This is a genomic window from Sphingomonas zeicaulis (assembly GCF_050433225.1).
In the GTDB taxonomy this organism is placed as follows: domain Bacteria; phylum Pseudomonadota; class Alphaproteobacteria; order Sphingomonadales; family Sphingomonadaceae; genus Sphingomonas_D; species Sphingomonas_D zeicaulis.
The window spans coordinates 776,703-799,573 of the sequence record NZ_JBNPXQ010000002.1 but is presented as its reverse complement, the minus strand read 5'-3'; the positions used below and the strand labels follow the sequence as shown (position 1 = coordinate 799,573).

Sequence of the window (22,871 nt, the reverse complement as noted above, 5' to 3'; positions counted from 1 at the left end):
GGCCGCGGCCGGACGCCGGCCGCGCCTGGGGAGGACAGCCGATGCGCCTGATCCTCGCTTCCGCATCGCCCCGCCGGCTGGATCTGCTCGCACGGATCGGGCTGACGCCTGATGCCGTCGATCCTGCGGATATCGACGAGACCCCGCTGAAGGCCGAACTGCCGGCCGATTATGCACGCCGCATCGCTGCCGCCAAGGCCGCGGCGGTGGCGCCGCGCCATGCCGGCGCGCTGGTGCTCGCCGCCGACACCGTCGTCGCGGCGGGCCGGCGCATCCTGCCCAAGGCCGAGGATGAGGCCACCGCGCGCCGCTGCCTCGATCTGCTGTCGGGCCGGCGCCACCGCGTGCTGAGCGCGGTGACGTTGATCGACGCCGCCGGCACTGCGCGCCACCGCCTCTCCACCACCATCGTCACCTTCAAACGGCTGACCGCACAGGAGGTGGACGCCTATGTCGCCGCCGGCGAATGGCGCGGCAAGGCGGGCGGCTATGCGATCCAGGGCAGCGCCGAGGCGTGGGTGCGGATGCTTGCCGGCAGCCATTCGGGCGTCGTCGGCCTGCCGCTCTACGAGACGCGCGCGCTGATCGAAGCTGCCGGCGGGTCGACGCTTGGCTGAGTGGCTCTACGAAGCCGGCATCGGTGAGAACCGCGCCGTGCTGGTGGAGGATGACAGCATCGTCGAAGCGCTGATCGAGCGCGAGGGCGCCGGCCTTGCCGCCGGCGCGATCCTCTCCGCGCGGTTGACCGAGATCGTCGTCCCCGGCCGCCGCGGGATCGCCACCACCGAAACCGGCGAACAGGCGCTGGTCGAGCCGCTGCCGCCCGGCGTGACGCACGGCGCAACCTTTGTTGCCGAAGTGATGCGCGAAGCGATCGGCGAGGCGCGCCGCGCCAAACTGGCCAAGGTCCGCGCAGCGCCCGCGGGCGAGACGCCCCGCCCCGCACCCACGCTCGCCGAGCGCATCGCCGCGACCGGCACGCGCGTCACCCGGCTGACCAATCATGGCCCCGATCGCCTCGAAGCGGCCGGCTGGTCCGAACTGCTCGAGGAAGCGACGACCGGCGAGATCCGCTTCATCGGCGGCGCGCTCGATGTCGCGCTGACCCCGGCGATGACATTGATCGATGTCGACGGCCATCTGCCGCCCGCCGCGCTGGCGGTGGCCGGCGCACGCGCCGCATCGCAAGCGATTCGCCGCCACGGCATCGCCGGCTCGATCGGCATCGATCTGCCCACCGTGCCGGACAAGTCCGCGCGCCTCGCCGCCGCCGAGGCCTTCGATTCGGCGCTGCCACAGCCGTTCGAGCGCACCGCGGTCAACGGCTTCGGCTTCCTCCAGATCGTCCGCCGGCGCGAGCGTCGCTCGCTGCCCGAACTGATCCAGCGCAATCCGGTGCGTGCCGCCGCGCTGGCGCTGCTGCGCACCGGGGAACGTGCGCAGGGTGCCGGCGTACGGACGCTGGTGGCGGCCCCCGCGGTCATAGCGCTGATCGCGGCCGAATCGGCGTGGACCGATGCGCTGGCGCGCCGCGCCGGCACCGCCATCGCCTTGCGGGCGGAGCCGGCGCTCGCCATATCGGCGGCCTATGTCGAAACCGAGCACCCTTAGCCGCCGCAAAGGCTGCCCGCTGTGCGGCACGCCGGTGAGCGCCGATCACAGCCCGTTCTGCAGCCAGGGCTGCCGCGATCGCGACCTTCTGCAGTGGCTGGGTGAGGGATATCGGGTGCCCGGCAACCCCGCCGATCCCGATGGTCAGGAAATTGATACGGATGGGCTGGACAAGCGGTCGGATTGACCTCTATAGGCCCGCTTCCCGCTCGTCAGGGCAGGGCCCGGGTAGCTCAGTTGGTAGAGCATGCGACTGAAAATCGCAGTGTCGGCGGTTCGACTCCGTCCCCGGGCACCATCTTTCCGAACATGATTGGTGACGTTGCTTCCCGGCTCTCAAGCCGCTGAGGAACCGCGCGTTTAACCCCGCGCAAGACGACCGCGATGTTCGTGGCTGACGCCGAACTGCCCTCTGCTGCACTTCGCGACATCAGATTCACACTTTGCGTTTGCGGCCATCTTTTTCCCCTCGCCCCTATCGGCAGAGGGAAAGGCCCGCGCAGCGGGCCAGGGAGAGGGGCAGTCGCGCCAAGTGTAAGGTCTGACGGCTTCAACTCTGAACAGGGCCGGCTGGGAAGCAGAGCCGAGCCCTCGGAATTATCGCGCCCAGGCGAATTCGCGCTGCGATAGCAGCGGCCCCATTGCCCCGAATCAATCCCGCATCGACGGGAAGTCCGCCGCGTTGAAACGGAAGACAGATTCGGACGCGCGATTGGCGAAGCGGATCTGCCCGCCATCGATGGTCGCCTGGGACAGCGTCATCGGCATCGCATCGAGGATGATGTGCAGGCTTCCATCGGAAAGCCCCGCCCCTTCGTCGGTGCGCTGCAACAACTCCCTCAACGCTCGTCCTCCCACGATCCCATGCGGGAAGTCATGCGGGGCGCTGGCGCCATCAACCGAGATCGACAAGGTCGCGATGCGACCGGCAGGCGGGCTTGCGCGCCGCCGCCGATTATCGCAAAATTCTGAAGAAATTGGTCGGGGAGAGAGGATTCGAACCTCCGGCCCCTGCCTCCCGAAGACAGTGCTCTACCAGGCTGAGCTACTCCCCGACCGATCCAGGGTGGCGAACCACCCGGAGGCAAGGCGCGTGCCTATAGATGCCCCTTTCGGACTGTGCAAGCGCTCAATCGCAGCTTTTGTGAGACGCGACGCGAACGTCCCAGATCACGGGCGCAAACGCGGCGACGGAGGTTGATGGCGCACGGCCGTCCGCATCATGGTCTCGCCCGAATCGCAGTCCTGTCTTCCGGTCGTCATCCCGCGCGCGTTCGGCCTTGGCTCGCGAGCAGTTCCGTTCAGGCGCGGCCCCAGCCGCCGCCGAGGCTGCGGTAGAGCGCCACGATCGCAGCCAGCCGCTCCGCCTGAAGCGCAGTGCGCTGAAGTTCGATGTCCAGCAGCGAGCGTTCGGCATCGAGCTGGTCGAGATAGGATGCATAGCCCGCCCGGTAGCGGCGCTGCGCGAGCGTGAGCGATGCGCGGTTGGCCTCCACCTGGCGATCGAGCACCGCTGCTTCCTCGCCCAGCCGCTGGACCGCCGCCATCGCATCCTCGACCTCGCCGAACGCGGTCAGCACGGTCTTGCGATAGGCATAGGCGGCGGCATCGCGGCGCGCCGCAGCAGCATCGGCTTCGGCCCTCAGCGCGCCGCCGCGGAACAGCGGCGCGAGGATCGATCCGCCGAGCGAGAACAGGCTGACCGGATCGGAGAGCAAGGTGGAGGCGACCGCGCCGCCCGATGCCGAGAGCTGGACGCTGGGCATGAAGGCGGCGCGTGCGGCATCGAGGCTGCGGTCCGCCGCGCCCAGCCGCGCTTCAGCCTCGGCGATATCGGGCCGTTGCCGCAGCAGATCGGCCGGCAGCGCCTGCGGGATGGAGCCGGGCACCAGCGCCCCGACATCCTTGCCGCGCGCGATCGGCCCGGGCGCGTCGCCGGCGAGCAGGCTCAGCCCATTTTCCTGGCGGGTGATGGCGAGTTCGGTCACCGGCACGAGGCGGGCGGCGGATTCATAGGCGGTCTCGGCCTGGCGCAGTTCCAGCAGCGATCCATAGCCGGATCTATAGCGCCGCCGAATCACCGCCAGCTCGCCGGCGCGGGCCTCCACCGTCGCCGCCACGATCGCGCGCTGCGCGTCGAGCCCGCGCAAGGTCGCATAGCCAGAGACGATGGTGGCGACCAACGCGATGCGCAAGGTGTCGCGCGCGAAGCCGGTGGCGGCGAGCGTCTTGCGGCTGGCATCGGTCGCGGAGGCAAGGCGGCCGAACAGATCCGCTTCATAGGCGATGGTCAGTTCGCCGGTGGCGTGGGTCTGGTCGATGCCCATGCCAAGCGGGTTAAGCGCGCGCGAGCGGCCGGCATTGCCGTCGATCGCGACGGAGGGCAGCGACCGGCTGGCAGCCAGGCGGAACTGCGCGCGGGCCTCGGCGATGCGCGTGTCCGCGGCAAGCAGATCCACATTGCCCGCCACCGCGCGCGCGACCAGTGCGTCGAGCGCGGGATCGCCGAAGCCGCGCCACCAGTCGGGCGCGATCGCCTGCTCGCCACCCTGCCCACCCCGCCATGCCGGCGGCACCGCGACAGCGGCGTCCGAAGGCGCGGCGGGGCGTGGACCGGCGCAGCCGGCGAGCAGTGCCGCGGCCAGCAGCATCGCCGCGCCGCGCATCAGCGCGCCTCCGTCGTGTCGACGCGCACCTCGACCGACATGCCGGGCCGCAGCCGCGCCGCCAGCGGCTGGCCCGGATCGACGAGGATCAGGATGCCCACCCGCTGCGGCACCTTCACGAAATTGCCGGTGGCATTGTCGGGCTTGAGCACCGCGAACTCCCAGCCGGTCGCGGGAGCGATCTGCGCCACCCGGCCGGTCAGTCGGCGGCCGCCCAGCGCGTCGACCGCGAAGCTGGCTGACTGGCCCACCGCCATGCGATCGGTCTGCCCTTCCTTATACTGCGCGATCACCCAGCGATCGGGCGGCACCAGTTCCATCAGCGCGGTGCCGTTGGTGACGAACTGGCCGCGACGGACGTGGATCTCACCAAGCTGCCCCGCCTCGGGCGCGCGGATCACGGTGTGGAGCAGATCGATCTGCGCGAGCCTGAGCTGAGCACGCGCGACCTCGACCTGAGCGGCGAGCCCGGCGCGGCCGACATCGACGGTGCGCAAATCCTGCTGCGCGATCCGGCTGTTCGCAGCCGCCTGGCGCAGCCCCGCCTCCGCCTGCGCGAGCGCGGCGGCGGTCTGATCCCGCTCCCGCACCGAGATCGACCCGTCGCTGACGAGATCGAGCGCACGCGCCATATCCGCCTTGGCGCGCAGCAACTGCGCAGCGGCATCGGCGGCGGCGGCGTCCTGACCGGCGATGCCGGCGGCGCGCGCGGCATGCGCCTGCCGGCTGTTGGCCAATGTAGCGAGCTGCACGTCAAGATTGCCCTGCGCCTGCGCCACCCGGGCGCGGTAGATGTCGTCGTCGATCAGCACGAGCACCTGGCCCGCCGCCACCGCCTGATAATCGTGCACGAGCACGCGGGTGGCATAGCCGCTGACCTGCGGCGCAATCACCGCGGTGCGGCCACGGACCAGCGCATTGTCGGTCTTCTCGACATCGCCCGCAAACGGCCCGATGCCCCACACCTGCAGCACGATGGCGACCGCGGCAAGCAGCGCGAGCGCGAGGAAGGCGGTGACGAACGGGCTCTGCCGCGGCGGGTGCCATGCCGGCGTGTCGCCGATCTGGGGCGCTGCCGCGTCGGTGGGCGCGGCAGTGGCTGCCGGCGTCGTGCGTGCGGTGTCGGTCATGCTGCGGCCCCTGCCGGCTGGAGCGCGCGCTGGCGCAGAAAATCGCGGAAGGTGACGGCCGCGATGAACAGGGCCGTGCCCAGCGCGATGATGGTGACGACCCAGAACGCGTCGTTGAAGGCGAGGATGCTGGCCTGCCCGTTAAGCGCCTGCCCGAGCAGCGCGCGCGCCTGTTGCGCCTGGCCGGCGGGATCGATGATCCGCGGCGCGAGCGTCTGCGCATAAGCGCCGATCCGCGCGGTGACGGCGGGGTCGCCCAACGACAGGTGTTCGGCGAGTTGTTCCGCCTGCGTCCGCGTGCGCATCACCTGGATGCTGCCGAGCAGCGCGGAGCCGGCAAGTGCGCCGACATTCTGCGTCGTGCTGAACAGCACCACGAAGCTGACGAGATAATTGCCGCCGCGCCGGATGACGTGACCGATGCCGAACATCAGCGCCGGGCCGAGGAACAGGATGGTCCCGAAGCCGAGCAGAGCCTGGCTGACATAGAGCTGCGGCGGGCGGGTGACGCTGGTGGCGTGGGTATCGAGCCATGCACCGAATGCGATGAGGCACGCCGCGATCATGATCATCGGGACGATTCGGTCGGCGCGTAGCGTCAGCGCGACGGTGACGATCCCGGCGACCATCGCGGCGAGAACGATCGCGAACAGGGGATGGAGCTGATCGCTTGTGAGCCCGCCGAGCGTCAGCAGGCCGACCGCGGCATAGGTCTGCTCGCTCAACGCCACGCGCACGACGATCGCGACCGCGGTGAAGAACAGGATGTCGCCCGTCGCATACCAGCGCACCCACAGCAGCGGCCGCTTCCGCTTGTCCTCGATCAGCAGCGCCAGCCCCATGAGCGGGATCGCGGCAGCCAGCGCCCAGCCGAGCGCAGGCGCATCTGTCCACCAATAGAAGCGGCCGAGCGCGAGGACGGAGCAGAGCAGCAGCATCGCCGAGATCGTCAGCACCGCCGTCAGCGCATCGAGCGGCTCGAACGCCTTGCCGCGGTCGACCGGCGGCAGCGGCATGAGGTTGAGCATTGCCCACGCAGCCAGCGCGACCGCCAGTTCGACGAGGTGCAACCCCTGCCACCCCGTCGGCGCCACCGCATCCAGCGGGAACATCCGCGCCAGCGGTACCGCGAGCTGCGGCAGGCAGAAGCCGACCACCGCGGCGATAGGCCGCAGCCTGATCGGCATGACCTGGAAAAGATTGTAGAGCGACAATGTGGTCAGCCCGCCCGCCGCGATGCCGCTGATCGCGCGCGCGAGGATCGCGGTGCCGAGCGTCGGGTGGAGGATCTGGACGAGCTGCGCCGCCATCAGCGCGCCAAGCACGACATGCATCGTCGCCGGAATGCCGAACTGGATGCGCGCCTTGACCAGCAGCAGGTTAGCGGTGGCGTTGAACGCGACATAGACCGCCAGCAGCAGGTTCGCCTCCGCCACATAGAGGCCCATCTCACCCGCGATCGCGGCGAGGTTGGCGGTGATCATGCCATTGCCCAGCCCGCTGGCGATCGCCATTACCAGCGCCGACACCGCGTAGGCGACTCGGTTGGCAGGGGTGTGCCGGGCCGACCAGGGCGAGCCGGGGAACAACGGCCTCTCCTCGGGCGAGAAGCGATATTCCCCAGATGTGGCGGACATGGATGCTGAGCCTCCGGATCGTCCGCAGGAGCATCGGCCACCTTTGTTACGGACCCGGGCATTTTCCGGCGGCGGCCCCGCTGCGGCAAGACATACGCTGGTATGAGCGGCCCAGCCCCAGCCGACAGGCGCAATACGTCCGCCGGCCGCCATCGGTCAGAAACGGAAGCCGGTCTCGCCAGCACCCGGTTGCGCGAGATGCGGGGCGCATAGTTGGAATAGCGATATGCGCCGCCCACGAAGAAGCCGCGTGATCGCATAATCGACGCCGGCACCGACGCGGAAACCCCAACGACCGTCATGGCTTTCGATCACGGTCGTGGCTGTACCGGTGGTATGCGTCAGTTCATCGCCGAAGCGCGCGTTGAATAGCCCGCCTCGCCGTAGAGCAGCACACTCGACGCGGCATCAAGCCGGCCATATAGCCGGCGATGCCGCCGAGCACGAACCCCGAGCCATCCTCGCCATCATGATCGACCCGGTCCCAGCCGCCGATCGCGGCGATGCGCGGGTCGACGAACGGCGCCTCATCCTGCGCCGGAACAGGCGCGGCTGCCCCCAGCAGCGCCAGCGCGGCACCCGAAGCGACGAATTTGAACAGCATATTGTACCGCTTGCGCAACAACCGGAGCTGATCGTCACAGCAGACTTAGGCGCGGAGGTTCGGGCGCATCAGGGCACGGAGGTATAGCATAGACGCAAACAGGCCGGTCTTGATACCAATGTATGAGCCACCTTCTTCCGGTCGACCATCATGCCTCATCGGATCGACCGGGAACCGATACTGGCGACGTCCCGACCATAGACCATTGGATACTATCATTTCATCGCGATCAACGGCACATTCGCCCTTGCCCCTTCCCCCAAGGGGCGACCCCTACGACCTGTGGGGCGGCGCCTGACGGAGCCGCCCCATTTTCTTGAGCGTCAGAGCCGGACGACGGGATTGAGATGATCCCATACCTGCGAGATCACGACCGAGCCCTCGCCGACCGACGAGGCGACGCGCTTCACCGAATGCGCGCGGACATCGCCGACCGCGAAGATGCCTGCGCGCGAGGTGGCGAAGGAGGATCGCCCGCCGGCCGCCTCCCCGGTCAGGATGAAGCCCTTGTCGTCGAGCCGCACGAGGTCGGCGAGCCATTCGGTGTTGGGCGCCGCGCCGACCATGATGAACAGCGCACAGATATCGATCCGCTGTTCCTCGCCCGTGGCGCAGTCGCGGATCGTCACCTCCTCGAGCCGATCCTCGCCATGGAGCGCCACGACCTCGGCCCCATATTCGATGCTGATCGCTGGATCCGCTTCCAGCCGGCTCGACAGGTAATGCGACATTGAGGCGGCGAGCGAGGTGCCACGCACCAGCACGCGAACGTGGCGCGCCGAGCGGCTGAGATACATCGCCGCCTGCCCCGCCGAATTGCCGCCGCCGATCACCACCGCCTCGCGGCCATGGCACGTCCGCGCCTCGTTCTCGGTGGCTGCATAATAGATGCCGGCACCTTCGAGGTCGGCAAGCCGATCGATCGGCAGGCGCCGATACTGCACGCCCGTCGCCACGACCACCGCCCGGGCGCGCACGCGCCGGCCATTGTCGAAAGTGGCGCAGAAATCGCCCTCGTCGAGCTGCTCGAGCAGCGTGACACGGTGCGGCACCGCGAAGCGCGTGCCGAACTTCATCGCCTGCACTTCGCCGCGCCAGACGAGATCGGCGCCCGAGATGCCGGTGGGGAAGCCCATGTAATTCTCGATCCGGCTGGAGGTCCCGGCCTGCCCGCCGACGGCAAGATCCTCCACCACCAGCGCGCGCAGCCCCTCCGCGCCGGCATAGACTCCCGCCGCCACGCCGGCAGGGCCGCCGCCGATGATGAGGACGTCGAACGCCTCGTCATCGACCAGGTCGCGGCCGAGCCCCAGCAGCCCTGCGACGTGCTCCGGCGTGGGATCGGCGATCATGCTGCGCCCGAAGATCACCATCGGCCCGGTTGCGGTGATCGCGCAGCTCCGTGCCGCTTCCCCGGCCGCATCGCTCCCGAGCGGCAGCGAGGTGTACGGAATCCGGTTGCGGCTGGCGAAATCGGCGACGCGACCGATCGCGCGATCGACATCCTCACCGATCAGGATCAGCGCGCTGTCCCGCGCCTCCAGCTGGCGGCGGCGGCGCGCGGCGAGCACGGTGATGATGATGTCCGACATTTCGGGAATGTCCGCCATCAGCCGCAGCATTGCGGCGCGGGCGACCTCGATCACCCGTGTCGGACGCGCCGTGCGCATCGGCATCGACCAGTTGCCGCCGTCCAGAAACGAGATCTCGCCCATGAACTGGGTCGGCCCCAGTGTCGATGGCAGATGGCGCTCTCCGGTCAGCGGGTTGACCACCTCGATCTCGCCATCCTCGACATAGATGAAGCGATCGGCCGGTTCGCCGGGGCGGGCGAGGAAGGTTCCGGCCGGATAGTCGCGCGCGACACCCGCCTGCCGGAGTGCCGCGACATGCGCCGCGGCAAGCGGGATTCGCTGCATCTCGCGCAGGTCGCGCCCTATGGTTTCCACGCCCAGGCCTCCATCCGGTTCATGATCGGCGCCACCATGTCCTCGGCGGAGCCTTCGCCCTCAACCATCGAGGATCGCTTCGATACAGGCAATCAGCGCGGTGGGATCGAACGGTTTGCGCATGAAGCAGCGCACGCCCTGCACCATCGCCTGCCGCTCCACCTCTGCGCTGGGAAAGGCGGTGATCAGGATCAACGGAACGCCGGCTCCGCGCAGGATCCGCGCGAACTCAAGCCCGCCGGTGCCGGGCATCTGGACATCGCTGATCACCAAATCGATCGCGTTGCCAATTGCCGAGGCAAGAAATGCGTCGGCCGAATGGAAGATGTGTGGTTGCACGTTCATGCTGTCGACAAGACTTCCGAGTGCGGCCGCGACATCCTCGTCATCATCGACGATCGCGATCGACTTTATCGGGTTCGCAGGCAGTGAAGCGTCAACCAACAGATGGCCTCCCAATATCCCCGACCATTCCTGTCAGATCGAATCACTGTGCCAGCCGGTCAAGCCGTCTCGACACCGCCGGACTTTCCTACACCGCCCCCATACCGAACCCGACCCATACCGTGGTATCGGTTGCCGGCACATTTGGCGGGTTGATACGTTTTGTCACTGGCCGGTTGGTGGTCACACGTTACTGGAGCGACCATGCCGCGCCCCCCGAGCATCGCCATCGTCGATGATGACGAGGCGCTGCGCCTCTCGCTCAGCGACTTGTTCGACAGCATCGCCTATCCGGTGCGCTGCTTTGCCGACGTTGGCGATTGCCTTGCCGCCGTCGGCGAGTTCGCGCCGGACGTGATCGTCACCGATTTTCACATGCCGGGGCTCAGCGGGTTCGATCTGCTGCACCGTCTGCGCGCGGCGGGATGCGGAACACCGGTGATCCTGATTACCGCCTTCGCGACCGATGCCGTGCGCCGCTCCGCCGCACATGCCGGCTTCGCCGCGGTGCTGAAGAAGCCCTTCGGCGCCGACGAACTGATCGCGCAGGTCGATGTGGCGACGACGCGCTGAGCACCGCCGCCACGGAGTAGGTCAGAAGCCTTCGAGAACGGTCTTGCCGATCGCAGATCCGCTTTCGACGATGCGGTGCGCTTCCTTGAGATTGGCAGCGTCGATCGGGGACAGCGTGCGGGTCAGCGTGGTTCGCAGCACGCCCGCGTCGACGAGGTGGGAGACCTCTTCGAGCAGCCTGTGCTGCTCGATCATGTCGGGCGTGCCGTATAGCGAGCGGGTGAACATCAGTTCCCACGCCACGCTGATCGACTTGCGCTTGAGCGGCACGATGTCGAGGTGCTGCGGATCGTCGATCAGCGCGATATGGCCCTGTGGCGCGACGATCTTTGGGAACAGCGCGATATAATGGTCGCTGCCCGTGAGCCCCGCGACATAGTTGACCTCCGGATGGCCGATGCGGGCGAGTTCCTCGTCGAGCGGCTTGTGGTGGTCGATCACCAGGTGCGCGCCCATCGTTTCGACCCACGCCTTCGTCTCGGGGCGTGAGGCGGTGGCGATCACGGTGAGGCCGGTCAGCCGCCGCGCGAGCTGGATGAGGATCGATCCGACGCCGCCGGCGCCGTTGATGACGAGCAGCGATCCGCCCGCGGTCTTGCGGCCATGGGCGATGCCCAGCCGGTCGAACAGCAATTCCCACGCGGTGATCGCGGTCAGCGGCAGCGCCGCGGCCTCTGCCCAGCCAAGCGAGGCCGGCTTGTGGCCGACGATCCGCTCATCGACGAGGTGCAGTTCGGCGTTGGTTCCCGGGCGTGACAGGTCACCGGCGTAGAACACCGCGTCGCCGGCCTTGAACAGCGATACCTCGCTGCCGACCGCCTCGACGATGCCCGCGGCGTCGAAGCCGAGAATCTTCGGCGCCCCGGGCGGCGGCGTGCCTGAGCCGCGGACCTTGACGTCGACCGGATTCACCGAGACCGCCCTGACCCGCACCAGCAGGTCGCGCGGGCCGGGCACGGGGGCGGGCAGATCAAGGTCGATCAGAGCGTCGGCGCGATCGATCGTGCCGGGCTGATGATAGCCGATGGCCTTCATGATAAAATCTCCATGGTCGTCATGCGACGCGTAGATCGGGCCTCACCCGGCCGGCTGCCACCCACAAGATCGAACGACAGATCTGCGTTTTCGCATGGCCTGCCGTGGGTGTGGCCCGCTCCGGCCGGAGCGTGGCGCGGGCGCGCGGCCCATACCGAAGTATGCCCCCGACCCCGCTGGTCATGTCGGCAGGCCGAGGATAGGATGGCGCGGTTGCGGTCAGATCGAGGAGCCCGGTTTTGCTGGCAGAAGCGAGAACCGCGATGAGCCATGAGGCCCCGCAGGCGAGCCCCACCCCGGTCGTGCTCGTCGTCGACGACGATCCGGACGTTCGCGCCAGCCTGACCGACATGTTCGATTCCGTCGGCATGAAGACCCGCGTTTATGCCGCCACCGCGGACCTGCTGGGCGACACCCTTCCCGACGGGCCGAGTTGCCTTGTGCTGGACCTCAGGCTGCCGGGATCCAGCGGGCTCGAGCTGCAAACGCGGCTCGCGCAGGACGGCGTCGACATTCCGATCATCTTCATCACCGGCCATGCCGACGTGCCGACGAGCGTGCGGGCGATGAAGGCGGGGGCGCTCGATTTCCTTTCCAAGCCGTTCCGCGAGCAGGAACTGCTCGACGCCGTGGCCGACGCGCTCCGCCGCGACGGTGAGCGGCGGCTTGGGCAGCGTGAGCGCGACATCGTGCGCGACCTTGCCCGCAGCCTGACCGCGCGCGAAACGGATGTGCTGCGCGGCGTCGCCCGCGGTCTGCTCAACAAGCAGATCGCCTATGAACTGGGCATCACCGAAGTGACGGTGAAGATGCACCGCTCAAGCGCCGGCAAGAAGCTGAAGTCGATTTCCGTTGCCGACATGGTGCGCAAGATCAAGTTGCTCGATCTCTGACCGACGCTTTCGGGCCGAGCCCCCGAAATCTACCCCGACTTGTCTTTCCCGTCAAATGCATACCTAGGTATGTCTGGGCCGCGACCGCGACTTGCTTCACCTTGATGGTGCAGCGGAGGACGCGATGGTCGAGATCATCATCAATGGGGAAAAGCGCAGCGCGGAGGTCGATGGCGACACGCCGCTGCTGTGGGTGTTGCGCGACAAGCTGGGGATGACCGGCACCAAATTCGGGTGCGGCATCGCCCAGTGCGGCGCCTGCACGGTGCATGTCGATGGCGTCGCCGTGCGGTCCTGCCGGCTGCCGGTGAGCGCGGTCGGCGATCGCCGGATCACCACGATCGAGGGCGTCGGCGCGACCCCCACGGGTGCGCGCGTGCAGAAGGCGTGGCTCGATCTTGACGTGATCCAGTGCGGTTATTGTCAGTCCGGCCAGATCATGGCGGCCGCCGCGCTGCTCGCCGCCAATCCCGCGCCGGACGATGCCGCGATCGATGCCGCGATGTCCGGCAACATCTGTCGTTGCGGCACCTATGTTCGCATCCGCGAAGGCATCAAGCAGGCGGCGAAACATGGCTGAGCGCGGTCTTTCGCGCCGCCAGGCGCTGCGCATCGGCGCGGTCGGCGGCGCCGCCTTCCTGCTGGGCATCAACCTGCGCACCGCCAGCATCGCCGCGCCCGACGGCACCGCAGCCTTCGCGCCCGACGCGTTCATCCGCATCGCGACCGACGGACAGACGACGCTCATCATGCCCCAGACCGAGATGGGCCAGGGCATCTACACCGCGCTCTCGATGCTGATCGCCGAAGAGCTCGACCTGCCGCTGCACGGGGTGACGCTGGAAGCGGCACCGCCCAGTGACAAGCTCTACGGCAACCCGATCTTCCAGGTGCAGGCGACCGGCGGCTCGACGTCGGTACGCGCCTATTGGCTGCCGCTGCGCAAGGTGGGCGCCAGCGCCCGCGCGATGCTCGTCGCAGCGGCGGCGCGGCGCTGGCAGGTCGCCCCCGAGGCCTGCCGCACAGAGGCGGGCGAGGTGATCCACGACGCGAGCGGACGCCGGGCGGCCTATGGCACGCTCGCAGCCGCGGCGATGCGCGAAACCCCGCCCGCCGAACCGCCGCTCAAGGATCCTGCCGCCTTCCGCCTGATCGGCCGTTCGCATCGCCGGCTCGACACGCTGCACAAGACCGACGGCTCGCTGAAATATGGCATCGACGCAATGCCCGAAGGGGTGCGCTTCGCCAGCCTCGCCTGTTCGCCGGTGCTCGGCGGCAAGGTCGCGCGGGTCGATGACGCGCAGGCGAAGACGCTGCCCGGCGTCCAGCAAATCATCATCCTCGAGGACATGGTCGCGGTGGTCGGCGATACGAGTTGGGCGGCGCTGCGCGGGCTCGCCGCGCTCGACGTAACGTGGACGGACGGGCCGTTCGCTGCGGCGTCCACCGAAACGATCCGCGCCGGGTTGATCGAGGCCGGCCGTGCCGAGGGCAATATCGCGGTCGACACCGGTGCGAAGGCCAAGCTTACCGGCGATGGCGTGATCTCCGCCTTCTACGAACTTCCGCTCCTCGCCCATGCGCCGATGGAGCCGATGAACTGCACCGTCCACCTCACCCCCGGTCGCTGCGAGATCTGGGTGGGCACGCAGGTGATGACGATGACGCAGCGTGCCGCCGCCGAGGAAGCGGGGCTCACCCCCGATCAGGTGATCGTCCACAACCATCTGATCGGCGGCGGCTTCGGCCGCCGGCTTGAAGTGGATGGCACGCGCAAGGCGGTGCGCATCGCCCGGCATGTCGATGGCCCGGTCAAGGTCGTCTGGTCGCGCGAGGAGGATATCGGCAAGACGCCCTATCGCTCGGTCTATGGCAGTTGGCTCAGCACCCGGCTGGAGGATGGCAAGCCCGTCGCCTGGTCGCACAAGGTGGCCGGCCCCAGCGTGATCGGCCGCTGGCTGCCGCCGGGCTTCGACGGCAAGATCGACAGCGACGCAGTGGATGGCGCGGCGGAGACGCCTTACGACTTCCCCGCGACCCTGGTGACATGGGTGCGCCATGAGCCCAAGGGCGTCGACACAGCCTTTTGGCGCGGCGTCGGCCCCAACATGAACGTGTTCGCCACCGAGAGCTTCGTCGATCGCGTCGCGCATCAGGCGGGACGCGATCCGCTCAACTTCCGCCGCGCGCTGATCGGAAAGCAGACCCGCGCCCGCGCAGTTCTCGATCTCGCCGCAGACAAGGCCGGCTGGGGCGGCACCCTCGCCGCACGCTCCGGGCGGGGCATCAGCCTGCAATATGTCTTTGGCACCTATCTCTGCACGATCGCCGAGGTCAGCGTGGATGATGAGGGCGCGGTGACGGTGGCGCGGCTGACCAGTGCCGTCGATTGCGGCACCCCGGTCAATCCCGACGGGATCATCTCGCAAATCCAGGGCGGGCTGATCTTCGGCCTCTCTGCCGCGCTGCACGGCCGCATCACCTTGAGCGGCGGCCGCGTGGAGCAGAGCAATTTCCACGACTATCGCGTCGTTCGCATCGATGAGACGCCGCGGATCGAGGTGCATGTCGTCAAGAATGCCGAGGCGCCAGGCGGTATCGGTGAGCCCGGCACGGTCTCCGTGCAAGCGGCGGTGTGCAACGCGATCTACGCGGCGACCGGCGTCCACCTCACCCGCATGCCGATCGACCCGGCCTTGATCGCGAAGGGAGTCCGCGCATGACCCGGCGGCGTCGCAACCTGCTGATCCTTGCCGGCGCGGTGCTGCTGATCGGCGGCCTCATCGCGTGGCGCCTGTTCTTCCTGCCCGATGCGCTGGCCTTCGCCGGCGGAAAGCAGGTGGCGCTGACCGACTATCAGGGCGCTTCCCCTACCGGCGTCCCCCTCGAACTCGCCGGGGCCGATCCGCTGGCACGCGGCAAATATCTGACGGAGGCGGCGGATTGCGCCGCCTGCCACACTGCCAAGGGCGGCAAGCCCTTCGCGGGCGGGCGGCCGTTCAAGCTGCCGTTCGGCACGATCTACACGCCCAACATCACCCCCGATCGCGAGACCGGCATCGGCGCGTGGAGCGATGCCGAATTCCTCCGCGCCGTCCACAAGGGCATCGGCCGCAATGGCGAACGGCTCTATCCCGCTTTCCCCTACGCATCCTACACGATGCTGACCGATGCGGACGTGCTGCAGATCCGCCGCTACCTCGCCTCGCTGCCCGCGGTGCGGCAGGCAAACCTGCCCAACAGCTTCGGCTTCCCGTTCAACCAGCGCTGGCTGATGGCGGTATGGAGCGGCTTCTTCAACAGCGACACGCGCTTCCGCCCCATCGCCGACCGCAGCCCGCAATGGAATCGCGGCGCCTATCTGGTCGAGGCCGCGGGCCATTGCGGCGAGTGCCACACCCCGCGCAACCTGCTGCAGGCGATGAACACGCGGCGCAAGTTCGCGGGCGGCCAAGCCGAGGGATGGAACGCCTATAACATCAGCGGCGATCGGCTGAGCGGCATCGGCAGCTGGACCGAGACGGACATTGCGCAATATCTGGCCAAGGGCCATGCGCCCGGCCGCGGCGTGGCATCGGGGCCGATGGCCGAGGCGGTGGAACTCAGCACCAGCCGCATGACCCCGTCGGACCTCGCCGCGATGGCCGCCTATCTAAAAACGGTGCCGGCGGTGCGCACCGCAGCCTCGCCCGCAATGGCAGGCCCCGCACCCGCCGTGGCCAGCGCCGGCCCCACCGGCAATCCGCTGGGCAAGCGCATCTTCGAGGGCGCCTGTGCAAGCTGCCACGCCTGGACCGGGCGCGGCGCGATCACCGCCGACCAGCAATTGACCGGCAACCGCGCCGTCAATGATGCCACCGCCGCCAATGTCGCGCTGATGATCCTGAACGGCACCGGTGGCTCGCCGGAACGCACGGGTGCCTACATGCCGGGCTTCCGCGCCGCCTATACCGACGCGGAGATCGCAGCCGCAGCGAACTATGTAACCGCACGCTTCGGTTCCGCCCCCTCGCGGATCACCGCCGCCGACGTGAAGCACATGCGGGAAGAGTAAAGATATCACCGCAGGAGAACGACCAATGCATATGATGGACTGGAACGGCTATCGCGATCAGGTGCTCGCTGGCGTCGGCGCGCTCGGCAAGCTGACGCCCGACACGACGCGCGGCTATGCGATGCTCGGCAATGCCGGCGCGAAGACCGGGCATCTCGACCCCAAGACCCGCGAACTTATCGCGGTCGCCTGCGCGATCACCTTGCGCTGCGACGGTTGCATCACCGTCCACACCAACGCCGCACGGGCAGCGGGCGCGACCGAGGAGGAAGTGGCCGAGGCGCTGGGCGTGGCGATTGCACTCAATGCCGGCGCCGGGCTGGTCTATTCGACGCGCGCGATGGACGCGTTCGCGGCAGCCGGCGAAGTCTGAGCATGCGCCCGCCGGACGGATGCGTCCGTCCGGCAGCCACGATACGTCCCATCTTTACAGTCCTCGTCGACTGCGAGGCTTTGCATTCCGGCGTACAGCCAGCTATCGGCGCGCGATGTCCACCCCGCTCGACAAGATCCGCAACTTCAGCATCATTGCACATATCGACCATGGCAAGTCGACGCTCGCCGATCGTCTGATCCAGACGACCGGCGGCCTCTCCGAGCGCGAAATGTCCGCGCAGGTGCTTGACAACATGGATATCGAGAAGGAGCGCGGCATCACCATCAAGGCGCAGACCGTGCGCCTGGAGTGGAAGGGGCACGTCCTCAACCTGATGGACACGCCGGGCCATGTCGACTTCGCCTATGAGGTGAGCCGCAGCCTCGCCGCCTGCGAGGGCGCGCTGCTGGTGGTTGACGCCGCGCAGGGTGTGGAGGCGCAGACCCTCGCCAACGTCTACCAGTCGATCGAGCATGATCATGAGATCATTCCGGTCATCAACAAGATCGACCTGCCCGCCGCCGAGCCCGAGCAGGTGCGCAAGGAGATCGAGGACGTCATCGGCCTCGATGCTTCCGAAGCGGTGCTCGCCAGCGCCAAGTCCGGCATCGGCATTTCCGAGATTCTCGACCAGATCGTCGCCAAGATCCCGGCGCCCAAGGGCGATGCGACCGCACCGCTCAAGGCGATGCTGGTCGACAGTTGGTACGACCCCTATCTGGGCGTCGTCATCCTTGTGCGCGTGATCGACGGCGTGCTGAAGAAGGGCCAGCAGATCAAGTTCATGAACGCGGGCACCACCCATCTGGTGGACCGCGTCGGCTGCTTCCGCCCCAAGATCGAGCAGCTCGCCGACCTTGGCCCCGGCGAGATCGGCTTCATCACCGCGCAGATCAAGGAAGTGTCGCAGACCGCGGTCGGCGACACCATCACCGACGCCAAGAAGCCCGCCGCCGAACCGCTGCCGGGCTTCAAGGAAGTGCAGCCGGTGGTGTTCTGCGGCCTCTTCCCGGTCGACGCCAACGACTTCGAGAAGCTGCGCGAATCGATCAGCAAGCTGCGCCTCAACGACGCCAGCTTCTCGTTCGAGATGGAAACCAGCGCGGCGCTTGGCTTCGGCTTCCGCTGCGGCTTCCTGGGGCTGCTCCACCTGGAGATCATCCAGGAACGGTTGACCCGCGAATATGATCTCGACCTCATCACCACCGCGCCGAGCGTGGTCTATGAGCTTACCTTGACGCATGGCGGCGGCACGATGGCGCTGCACAACCCGGCGGACATGCCCGATCCCAACAAGATCGAGGAGATCGAAGAGCCGTGGATCGAGGCGACGATCTATGTGCCCGACGAGTATCTCGGCTCGATCCTCAAGCTTTGCCAGGATCGCCGCGGCATCCAGAAGAACCTCACCTATGTCGGCGGCCGCGCGCAGCTCAGCTACGAACTGCCCCTCAACGAAGTGGTGTTCGACTTCTACGACCGGCTGAAGTCGATCAGCCGCGGCTATGCCAGCTTCGACTATCATCAGATCGGCCACCGCCCGGGTGACCTTGTGAAGATGAGCATCCTCGTCAACAACGAGCCCGTCGACGCGCTGAGCATGATCGTCCACCGTTCGACCGCCGAATCGCGCGGTCGCGGCATGTGCGAGCGGCTGAAGGATCTGATCCCGCGCCACATGTTCAAGATCCCGATCCAGGCGGCGATCGGCGGCAAGGTGATCGCGCGCGAGACGATCGCCGCGCTACGCAAGGACGTGACCGCGAAATGCTATGGCGGTGACGCCACCCGCAAGCGCAAGCTTCTGGAAAAGCAGAAGGAAGGCAAGAAGCGGATGCGCGAATATGGCAGCGTGAGCATTCCGCAGGAGGCGTTCATCGCGGCGCTGCGCATGGGCGACGAGAACTGAGCCTGACGCGGGCCTGACCGGGCCCGCCTTTTTAAGAGATCGTCATCCTGCCGACATGCAGGGCGCGCATCTGTTGTGCGCCGGGCAAAGTATCGATGCGCCGTTTTTGCCGCTTGCGGAAAGACGGGCACAGGTACAGGCTCAAGCATAGAAAAGCACTGGCCATGATGCCGGGCTGCAGGAGGATGCCGTCATGACGATCCCGTTCAGCGTGGTCATCGACCGCGATAATGGCACGTTCGATTTCCTCGTCGATTATTTCATCCCCGCTTATAACGATCCGGAAACGGGGGAAATTTTCAGCGATACATCTTGGTCTGCAACGTATCGGATTGTCGGCGGACCTGAGATTGGCGGCCAGAGCGGCTTCGGTTCTGAATCGACCACCGCCTATATCGGCCTCGGCCTCGATTCGAGCGCGTTCATCATCAATTATCAGCTCGACTTCACCGCGATGAATATATTCAGCGCGGACTCCGTGAGCGACAGCTGGAACATCCTCACCGCCGCCTACGCCAGCGACGACCTGACCTTCGTCGCGACTGGCGGGATCGACATCGTGATCGGCGGGCTCGGCAATGATGTGATCCGCGCCTTTGCCGGCAATGACTGGATCGATGCGGGCGCGGGTGACGACTTCATCGAGGGCGGCGATGGCGCCGACCATATCGATGGCGGCATCGGTGACGATGTGATGAGCGGCGGCGCGGGTGACGACCTCTATTTCGTCGATTCGGTGGACGATATCGTCGTCGAGAAGCCCGGCGGCGAGATCGATACTGTCTATGCCACGCTCAGCTACGTGCTCGGCAACCATGTCGAACAGCTCGTGCTGGCGGGCGCGGGGCCGATCGACGGCACCGGCAACGCCGCGGGCAACCGCATCATCGGCACCGGCGACGTCAACCTGCTGTCCGGGCTCGACGGTGCCGACCTGCTCGAGGGGCTGGGCGGCGCCGACCGGCTGCTGGGCGGCAACGGCAATGACATCCTCGACGGCGGCACCGGTGACGATGTGATGGAAGGTGGTGCCGGCAACGACACCTACCGCATCGATTCGCGGCTCGACCGGCTGGTCGAGACCGCGACCGGCGGCACCGACACGATCGAGACGACCCTCGCCAGCTTCAGCCTGGGCGCCAACATCGAAGGACTGACCTTCGTCGGCGCCGGCGCGTTCAGCGGCGCGGGCAATGATCTGGCCAATACGCTGAACGGCAGCGCCGGCAACGACCGGCTCGACGGCCGCGCGGGCAATGACCGCATCGACGGCCGCGGCGGTGACGATCGGCTGACCGGCGGCGCGGGCGCCGACCTGCTGATCGGCGGCACCGGGATCGACACCGCAGTCTATGCCGCCGCCGCGGCGGGTGTCGCGCTCAACATGGCGACGGGCGGTACCGGCGGCGAGGCCACCGGCGACAGCTTCTCGGGTGTCGAGAATGTCGAGGGCAGCGCCTTCGCCGACATCATCGCCGGCAACGCGCTCGCCAACCAGTTGAGCGGCGGCGCGGGCGACGATGCGCTGAACGGCGCGGGTGGCAATGATGTGGTGATCGGCGGCGTCGGCGCGGACACGCTCACCGGCGGCGACGGCATCGATACGCTGAGCTATGCCGGCTCGGTGGGCGCCATCACGGCCGATCTCGGCACCAACGCCGTCAGTGGCGGCGATGCGCAGGGCGACAGCGTCTCGGGCTTCGAGAATGTCACCGGCGGCAGCGGAGCCGACACGCTGACGGGCAACGACACCGCCAACATCCTCTCGGGCGGTGCCGCCAACGACGTGCTGACCGGGCTGGGCGGCAATGACACGCTGATCGGCGGCCAGGGCGCCGACAGCCTCGACGGCGGAGCAGGGGTCGACACGCTGAGCTATGAGGGTTCAGCCGCGGGCGTCACGATCAACCTCGCCACCGGCCTCGTTTCGCGGGGCGACGCCAATGGCGATAGCATCGCAAACTTTGAATATGCGACCGGCGGCAACGGCGCCGACATCATTACCGGCACGGTCGCCACCAACGTGCTGTCGGGCGGCGGCGGCAACGACCGGATCGATGGCGGCGCGGGCAACGACACCTTACAGGGCGGCGCGGGTGCGGACACGCTGATCGGCGGCGACGGCATCGATACGCTGAGCTATGCGGGCTCCGCGCAGGGAGTCTATGTCGACCTCGCGCTCGGCACTTTCTTCGCCGGCGACGCGCAAGGCGACAGCGCCACCGGATTCGAATATCTCACGGGCAGCGAGTTCGCCGATACGTTGCTCGGCGACAGCGGCGTCAACCGCCTCACCGGCCGGGGCGGCAACGACTATCTCGACGGCAGCTTCGGCAACGACATGCTGACCGGCGGCACCGGCAGCGACCGCTTCGTCGTCGTCGCCGCCACCGGCCACGACATCGTCACCGACTTCGCCGCCGAGGATGCGCTGTTCCTGGCGATCAACGAGAATTACGATACGCTGGCGGAGGTCATGGCGGTCGCCACCCAGCAGGGCGACGATGTCGTCTTCAACTTCGACTTCGCCACCATCGTGACCTTGCAGCAGACCGACATGGCATCGCTGACTGCGGCGAACTTCCAGTTTGGGTGAACGGATTAAGCCCTCTCTCGCATTCGGCGGGAGAGGGCTTAAGTCGGGTTCGTCGCCCCTAGGCTCAGCCGCCGCAACCCGGCATGATGCCCGCATGCAGAGCATCCGCATCATCCTGTTCGCGACCGCCGCCGCCATTCTTTACGGCATCCTCCACGATCAGGTGACAGCGCATCTCTGCGTCGAATACTTCACCATCGCCCACCCACCAGTGTTTCCCACCACCTCTCCCTTCCTACTCGCCGTCGGCTGGGGCGTCATCGCGACCTGGTGGGTGGGGTTGCCGCTGGGCATATTGCTCGCCGCCGCGGCACGGCTCGGGCGGCACAATCGGCTGACCGTGGCGCAATTGAAGCGTCCGATCCTGCTGCTGATGGCGACCAGCGCGATCGCCGCGCTGATCTCCGGCATCGCCTGCGCAGCGATGGTCGCGGCCGGCAGCATGGCAGTGCCCGGCGGCTGGGGCGACGTGATCCCGCCCGAAAAGCATGTCGCCTTCTCCGCCGCAGCGGGCGCGCATCTGGCGAGCTATCTGGCGGGCTTCATCGGCGGGCTGGTGCTGATCGGCCTTACGATAAGGCGACGCTTCAACAACTGAACCGCCGCCTCTTGCCGAATCGGCCGTTATCTTTTCTAACTCAGAGAAACGGTCAGTGAGAGGATCTGGACCATGGCCATCGACACGCTCGTCCCCGCGCAGGATCTGGCGCGCAGGATTGCTAAGACGCCCTTTCCCGGCGAAAGCGAGGATTATCGCATCGCCCGCGAGGCGCTGCTGGCGGAGGAGATCGAGTTCCGCCGGCATATGACGCGGCTGACCGAGCAGCGGCGTGCGCTGCCGCCCGGGCCGGTGATTGCAAAGGATTATCGCTTCCGCGACGCCAATGGCGAGGAACTGCGGCTGATCGACTTGTTCGGCGATCATGACACGCTCGTCGCCTATTTCTGGATGTATGGCCCGCAGCGCGAACGACCCTGCCCGATGTGCACCAACTGGCTGGGCGCAGTGAACGGCAATGCCGCGGACATCAAGCAGCGAGTCGCGCTCAAGATCTTCGGGCGCAGCCCCATCGAGCGGCAGTTGGCATTTGCTGCCGAACGCGGCTGGCGCGATCTCGATTTCGTCCAGACCGTCGGCGATGATTATGCCGATGATCTCGGGCTGTTGCCGCCCGAAGGCGGCGAGTATCCCGCGCTCACCGTGTTCCGGCGCGACGGCGATCAGGTTCGCCTGTTCTGGGCGAGCGAGATGACCGGCGAGGCCGCCGACCCCGGCCAGGATCCGCGCGACGCGCCCGACATCGCCGCGCTCTGGTCGATCCTGGATCTGACACCCGGCGGGCGCGGAACGGACTGGTATCCGAAGCTCAGCTATTGAGACGAGGCGTTCGCCG

General features: G+C 67.6%; 21 protein-coding genes and 2 tRNA genes. 14 read left to right on the top strand and 9 right to left on the bottom strand.

The annotated features are described in order from the left end of the window. Positions 1–41 precede the first annotated feature (41 nt). From FHS96_RS12770 to FHS96_RS12755, 4 genes are all read left to right on the top strand, one after another. Positions 42–617 carry a Maf family protein gene (locus FHS96_RS12770; protein WP_429591696.1) on the top strand — a complete coding sequence of 192 codons (576 nt, stop codon included), beginning with the start codon at positions 42–44 and terminating at the stop codon, positions 615–617. Then, on the top strand, positions 610–1,611 hold the full coding sequence (locus tag FHS96_RS12765) for a ribonuclease (protein WP_429591693.1): 1,002 nt from the start codon (positions 610–612) through the stop codon (positions 1,609–1,611). Before FHS96_RS12770 ends, FHS96_RS12765 begins: the two co-directional genes overlap by 8 nt. Next, complete coding sequence (locus FHS96_RS12760; protein ID WP_429591690.1) at positions 1,589–1,798, top strand: DNA gyrase inhibitor YacG; 210 nt, start codon at positions 1,589–1,591, stop codon at positions 1,796–1,798. The genes FHS96_RS12765 and FHS96_RS12760 overlap by 23 nt, the downstream gene beginning before the upstream one ends. A gap of 35 nt (positions 1,799–1,833) precedes the next feature. After that, positions 1,834–1,909 (top strand) — tRNA-Phe (locus FHS96_RS12755). A gap of 353 nt (positions 1,910–2,262) precedes the next feature. Here the strand turns inward: FHS96_RS12755 and FHS96_RS12750 are convergent. The 8 genes from FHS96_RS12750 to FHS96_RS12715 form a co-directional block, all read right to left on the bottom strand. Further along, positions 2,263–2,454, bottom strand: coding sequence for a hypothetical protein (locus FHS96_RS12750; protein ID WP_429591688.1), 192 nt, complete (start codon positions 2,452–2,454; stop codon positions 2,263–2,265). A gap of 135 nt (positions 2,455–2,589) precedes the next feature. Further along, positions 2,590–2,666 (bottom strand) — tRNA-Pro (locus tag FHS96_RS12745). 246 nt (positions 2,667–2,912) lie between these two features. Beyond that, positions 2,913–4,277, bottom strand: a complete 1,365-nt coding sequence (locus tag FHS96_RS12740; protein WP_429591685.1) for an efflux transporter outer membrane subunit — start codon at positions 4,275–4,277, stop codon at positions 2,913–2,915. Next, positions 4,277–5,407 carry an HlyD family secretion protein gene (locus FHS96_RS12735; RefSeq protein ID WP_429591682.1) on the bottom strand — a complete coding sequence of 377 codons (1,131 nt, stop codon included), beginning with the start codon at positions 5,405–5,407 and terminating at the stop codon, positions 4,277–4,279. The genes FHS96_RS12740 and FHS96_RS12735 overlap by 1 nt, the downstream gene beginning before the upstream one ends. Next, positions 5,404–7,044: an MFS transporter gene (locus FHS96_RS12730; RefSeq protein ID WP_429591680.1), complete on the bottom strand. Its 1,641-nt coding sequence runs from the start codon at positions 7,042–7,044 to the stop codon at positions 5,404–5,406. Before FHS96_RS12730 ends, FHS96_RS12735 begins: the two co-directional genes overlap by 4 nt. A gap of 346 nt (positions 7,045–7,390) precedes the next feature. Beyond that, positions 7,391–7,648 carry a hypothetical protein gene (locus FHS96_RS12725; protein WP_429591677.1) on the bottom strand — a complete coding sequence of 86 codons (258 nt, stop codon included), beginning with the start codon at positions 7,646–7,648 and terminating at the stop codon, positions 7,391–7,393. Between the two features lie 323 nt (positions 7,649–7,971). Then, a complete protein-coding gene (locus FHS96_RS12720; protein ID WP_429591674.1) occupies positions 7,972–9,597 on the bottom strand; it encodes an FAD-dependent oxidoreductase in 1,626 nt (541 codons plus the stop codon). 60 nt (positions 9,598–9,657) lie between these two features. After that, complete coding sequence (locus FHS96_RS12715; protein WP_429591671.1) at positions 9,658–10,041, bottom strand: response regulator transcription factor; 384 nt, start codon at positions 10,039–10,041, stop codon at positions 9,658–9,660. 204 nt (positions 10,042–10,245) lie between these two features. On the opposite strand from FHS96_RS12715, the gene FHS96_RS12710 reads away from it, so the two are divergent. Continuing rightward, positions 10,246–10,614, top strand: coding sequence for a response regulator (locus tag FHS96_RS12710; RefSeq protein WP_429591668.1), 369 nt, complete (start codon positions 10,246–10,248; stop codon positions 10,612–10,614). Positions 10,615–10,635: 21 nt separating this feature from the next. Here FHS96_RS12710 and FHS96_RS12705 read toward each other — a convergent pair whose 3' ends face one another. Next, on the bottom strand, positions 10,636–11,649 hold the full coding sequence (locus FHS96_RS12705) for a zinc-binding alcohol dehydrogenase family protein (RefSeq protein ID WP_429591666.1): 1,014 nt from the start codon (positions 11,647–11,649) through the stop codon (positions 10,636–10,638). Between the two features lie 263 nt (positions 11,650–11,912). Here FHS96_RS12705 and FHS96_RS12700 point away from each other — a divergent pair, with 263 nt between their 5' ends. From FHS96_RS12700 to FHS96_RS12660, 9 genes are all read left to right on the top strand, one after another. After that, positions 11,913–12,542 carry a response regulator transcription factor gene (locus FHS96_RS12700; RefSeq protein WP_429591663.1) on the top strand — a complete coding sequence of 210 codons (630 nt, stop codon included), beginning with the start codon at positions 11,913–11,915 and terminating at the stop codon, positions 12,540–12,542. Positions 12,543–12,666: 124 nt separating this feature from the next. Beyond that, entirely contained in the window at positions 12,667–13,122 is a 456-nt protein-coding gene (locus tag FHS96_RS12695) for a (2Fe-2S)-binding protein (protein WP_429591660.1), read from the top strand. Next, positions 13,115–15,265 carry a xanthine dehydrogenase family protein molybdopterin-binding subunit gene (locus FHS96_RS12690; protein ID WP_429591658.1) on the top strand — a complete coding sequence of 717 codons (2,151 nt, stop codon included), beginning with the start codon at positions 13,115–13,117 and terminating at the stop codon, positions 15,263–15,265. Before FHS96_RS12695 ends, FHS96_RS12690 begins: the two co-directional genes overlap by 8 nt. After that, the gene (locus FHS96_RS12685) at positions 15,262–16,596 is read left to right on the top strand and encodes a c-type cytochrome (RefSeq protein ID WP_429591655.1); all 1,335 of its coding nucleotides are present in this window, start codon (positions 15,262–15,264) and stop codon (positions 16,594–16,596) included. The genes FHS96_RS12690 and FHS96_RS12685 overlap by 4 nt, the downstream gene beginning before the upstream one ends. A 25-nt stretch (positions 16,597–16,621) precedes the next feature. Then, positions 16,622–16,969 carry a carboxymuconolactone decarboxylase family protein gene (locus FHS96_RS12680; RefSeq protein WP_429591652.1) on the top strand — a complete coding sequence of 116 codons (348 nt, stop codon included), beginning with the start codon at positions 16,622–16,624 and terminating at the stop codon, positions 16,967–16,969. Positions 16,970–17,084: 115 nt separating this feature from the next. Then, the gene (gene lepA, locus FHS96_RS12675; protein ID WP_429591649.1) at positions 17,085–18,881 is read left to right on the top strand and encodes a translation elongation factor 4; all 1,797 of its coding nucleotides are present in this window, start codon (positions 17,085–17,087) and stop codon (positions 18,879–18,881) included. A 193-nt stretch (positions 18,882–19,074) separates the two neighbouring features. After that, on the top strand, positions 19,075–21,477 hold the full coding sequence (locus tag FHS96_RS12670; RefSeq protein WP_429591646.1) for a beta strand repeat-containing protein: 2,403 nt from the start codon (positions 19,075–19,077) through the stop codon (positions 21,475–21,477). Positions 21,478–21,571: 94 nt separating this feature from the next. Continuing rightward, complete coding sequence (locus tag FHS96_RS12665) at positions 21,572–22,075, top strand: hypothetical protein (RefSeq protein ID WP_429591643.1); 504 nt, start codon at positions 21,572–21,574, stop codon at positions 22,073–22,075. Between the two features lie 72 nt (positions 22,076–22,147). Next, a complete protein-coding gene (locus FHS96_RS12660; protein ID WP_429591640.1) occupies positions 22,148–22,855 on the top strand; it encodes a DUF899 family protein in 708 nt (235 codons plus the stop codon). Positions 22,856–22,871 lie beyond the last annotated feature (16 nt).

What these genes read in the sequence shown, in the direction of transcription:
- FHS96_RS12770 (WP_429591696.1), top strand. Translation starts at nt 42, where the DNA reads ATGCGCCTGATCCTCGCTTCCGCATCGCCCCGCCGGCTGGATCTGCTC.
- FHS96_RS12760 (WP_429591690.1), top strand. Translation starts at nt 1,589, where the DNA reads ATGTCGAAACCGAGCACCCTTAGCCGCCGCAAAGGCTGCCCGCTGTGC.
- FHS96_RS12740 (WP_429591685.1), bottom strand. Translation starts at nt 4,277, where the DNA reads ATGCGCGGCGCGGCGATGCTGCTGGCCGCGGCACTGCTCGCCGGCTGC.
- FHS96_RS12735 (WP_429591682.1), bottom strand. Translation starts at nt 5,407, where the DNA reads ATGACCGACACCGCACGCACGACGCCGGCAGCCACTGCCGCGCCCACC.
- FHS96_RS12730 (WP_429591680.1), bottom strand. Translation starts at nt 7,044, where the DNA reads ATGTCCGCCACATCTGGGGAATATCGCTTCTCGCCCGAGGAGAGGCCG.
- FHS96_RS12725 (WP_429591677.1), bottom strand. Translation starts at nt 7,648, where the DNA reads ATGCTGTTCAAATTCGTCGCTTCGGGTGCCGCGCTGGCGCTGCTGGGG.
- FHS96_RS12710 (WP_429591668.1), top strand. Translation starts at nt 10,246, where the DNA reads ATGCCGCGCCCCCCGAGCATCGCCATCGTCGATGATGACGAGGCGCTG.
- FHS96_RS12705 (WP_429591666.1), bottom strand. Translation starts at nt 11,649, where the DNA reads ATGAAGGCCATCGGCTATCATCAGCCCGGCACGATCGATCGCGCCGAC.
- FHS96_RS12700 (WP_429591663.1), top strand. Translation starts at nt 11,913, where the DNA reads ATGAGCCATGAGGCCCCGCAGGCGAGCCCCACCCCGGTCGTGCTCGTC.
- FHS96_RS12695 (WP_429591660.1), top strand. Translation starts at nt 12,667, where the DNA reads ATGGTCGAGATCATCATCAATGGGGAAAAGCGCAGCGCGGAGGTCGAT.
- FHS96_RS12690 (WP_429591658.1), top strand. Translation starts at nt 13,115, where the DNA reads ATGGCTGAGCGCGGTCTTTCGCGCCGCCAGGCGCTGCGCATCGGCGCG.
- FHS96_RS12685 (WP_429591655.1), top strand. Translation starts at nt 15,262, where the DNA reads ATGACCCGGCGGCGTCGCAACCTGCTGATCCTTGCCGGCGCGGTGCTG.
- FHS96_RS12680 (WP_429591652.1), top strand. Translation starts at nt 16,622, where the DNA reads ATGCATATGATGGACTGGAACGGCTATCGCGATCAGGTGCTCGCTGGC.
- lepA (WP_429591649.1), top strand. Translation starts at nt 17,085, where the DNA reads ATGTCCACCCCGCTCGACAAGATCCGCAACTTCAGCATCATTGCACAT.
- FHS96_RS12670 (WP_429591646.1), top strand. Translation starts at nt 19,075, where the DNA reads ATGACGATCCCGTTCAGCGTGGTCATCGACCGCGATAATGGCACGTTC.
- FHS96_RS12665 (WP_429591643.1), top strand. Translation starts at nt 21,572, where the DNA reads ATGCAGAGCATCCGCATCATCCTGTTCGCGACCGCCGCCGCCATTCTT.
- FHS96_RS12660 (WP_429591640.1), top strand. Translation starts at nt 22,148, where the DNA reads ATGGCCATCGACACGCTCGTCCCCGCGCAGGATCTGGCGCGCAGGATT.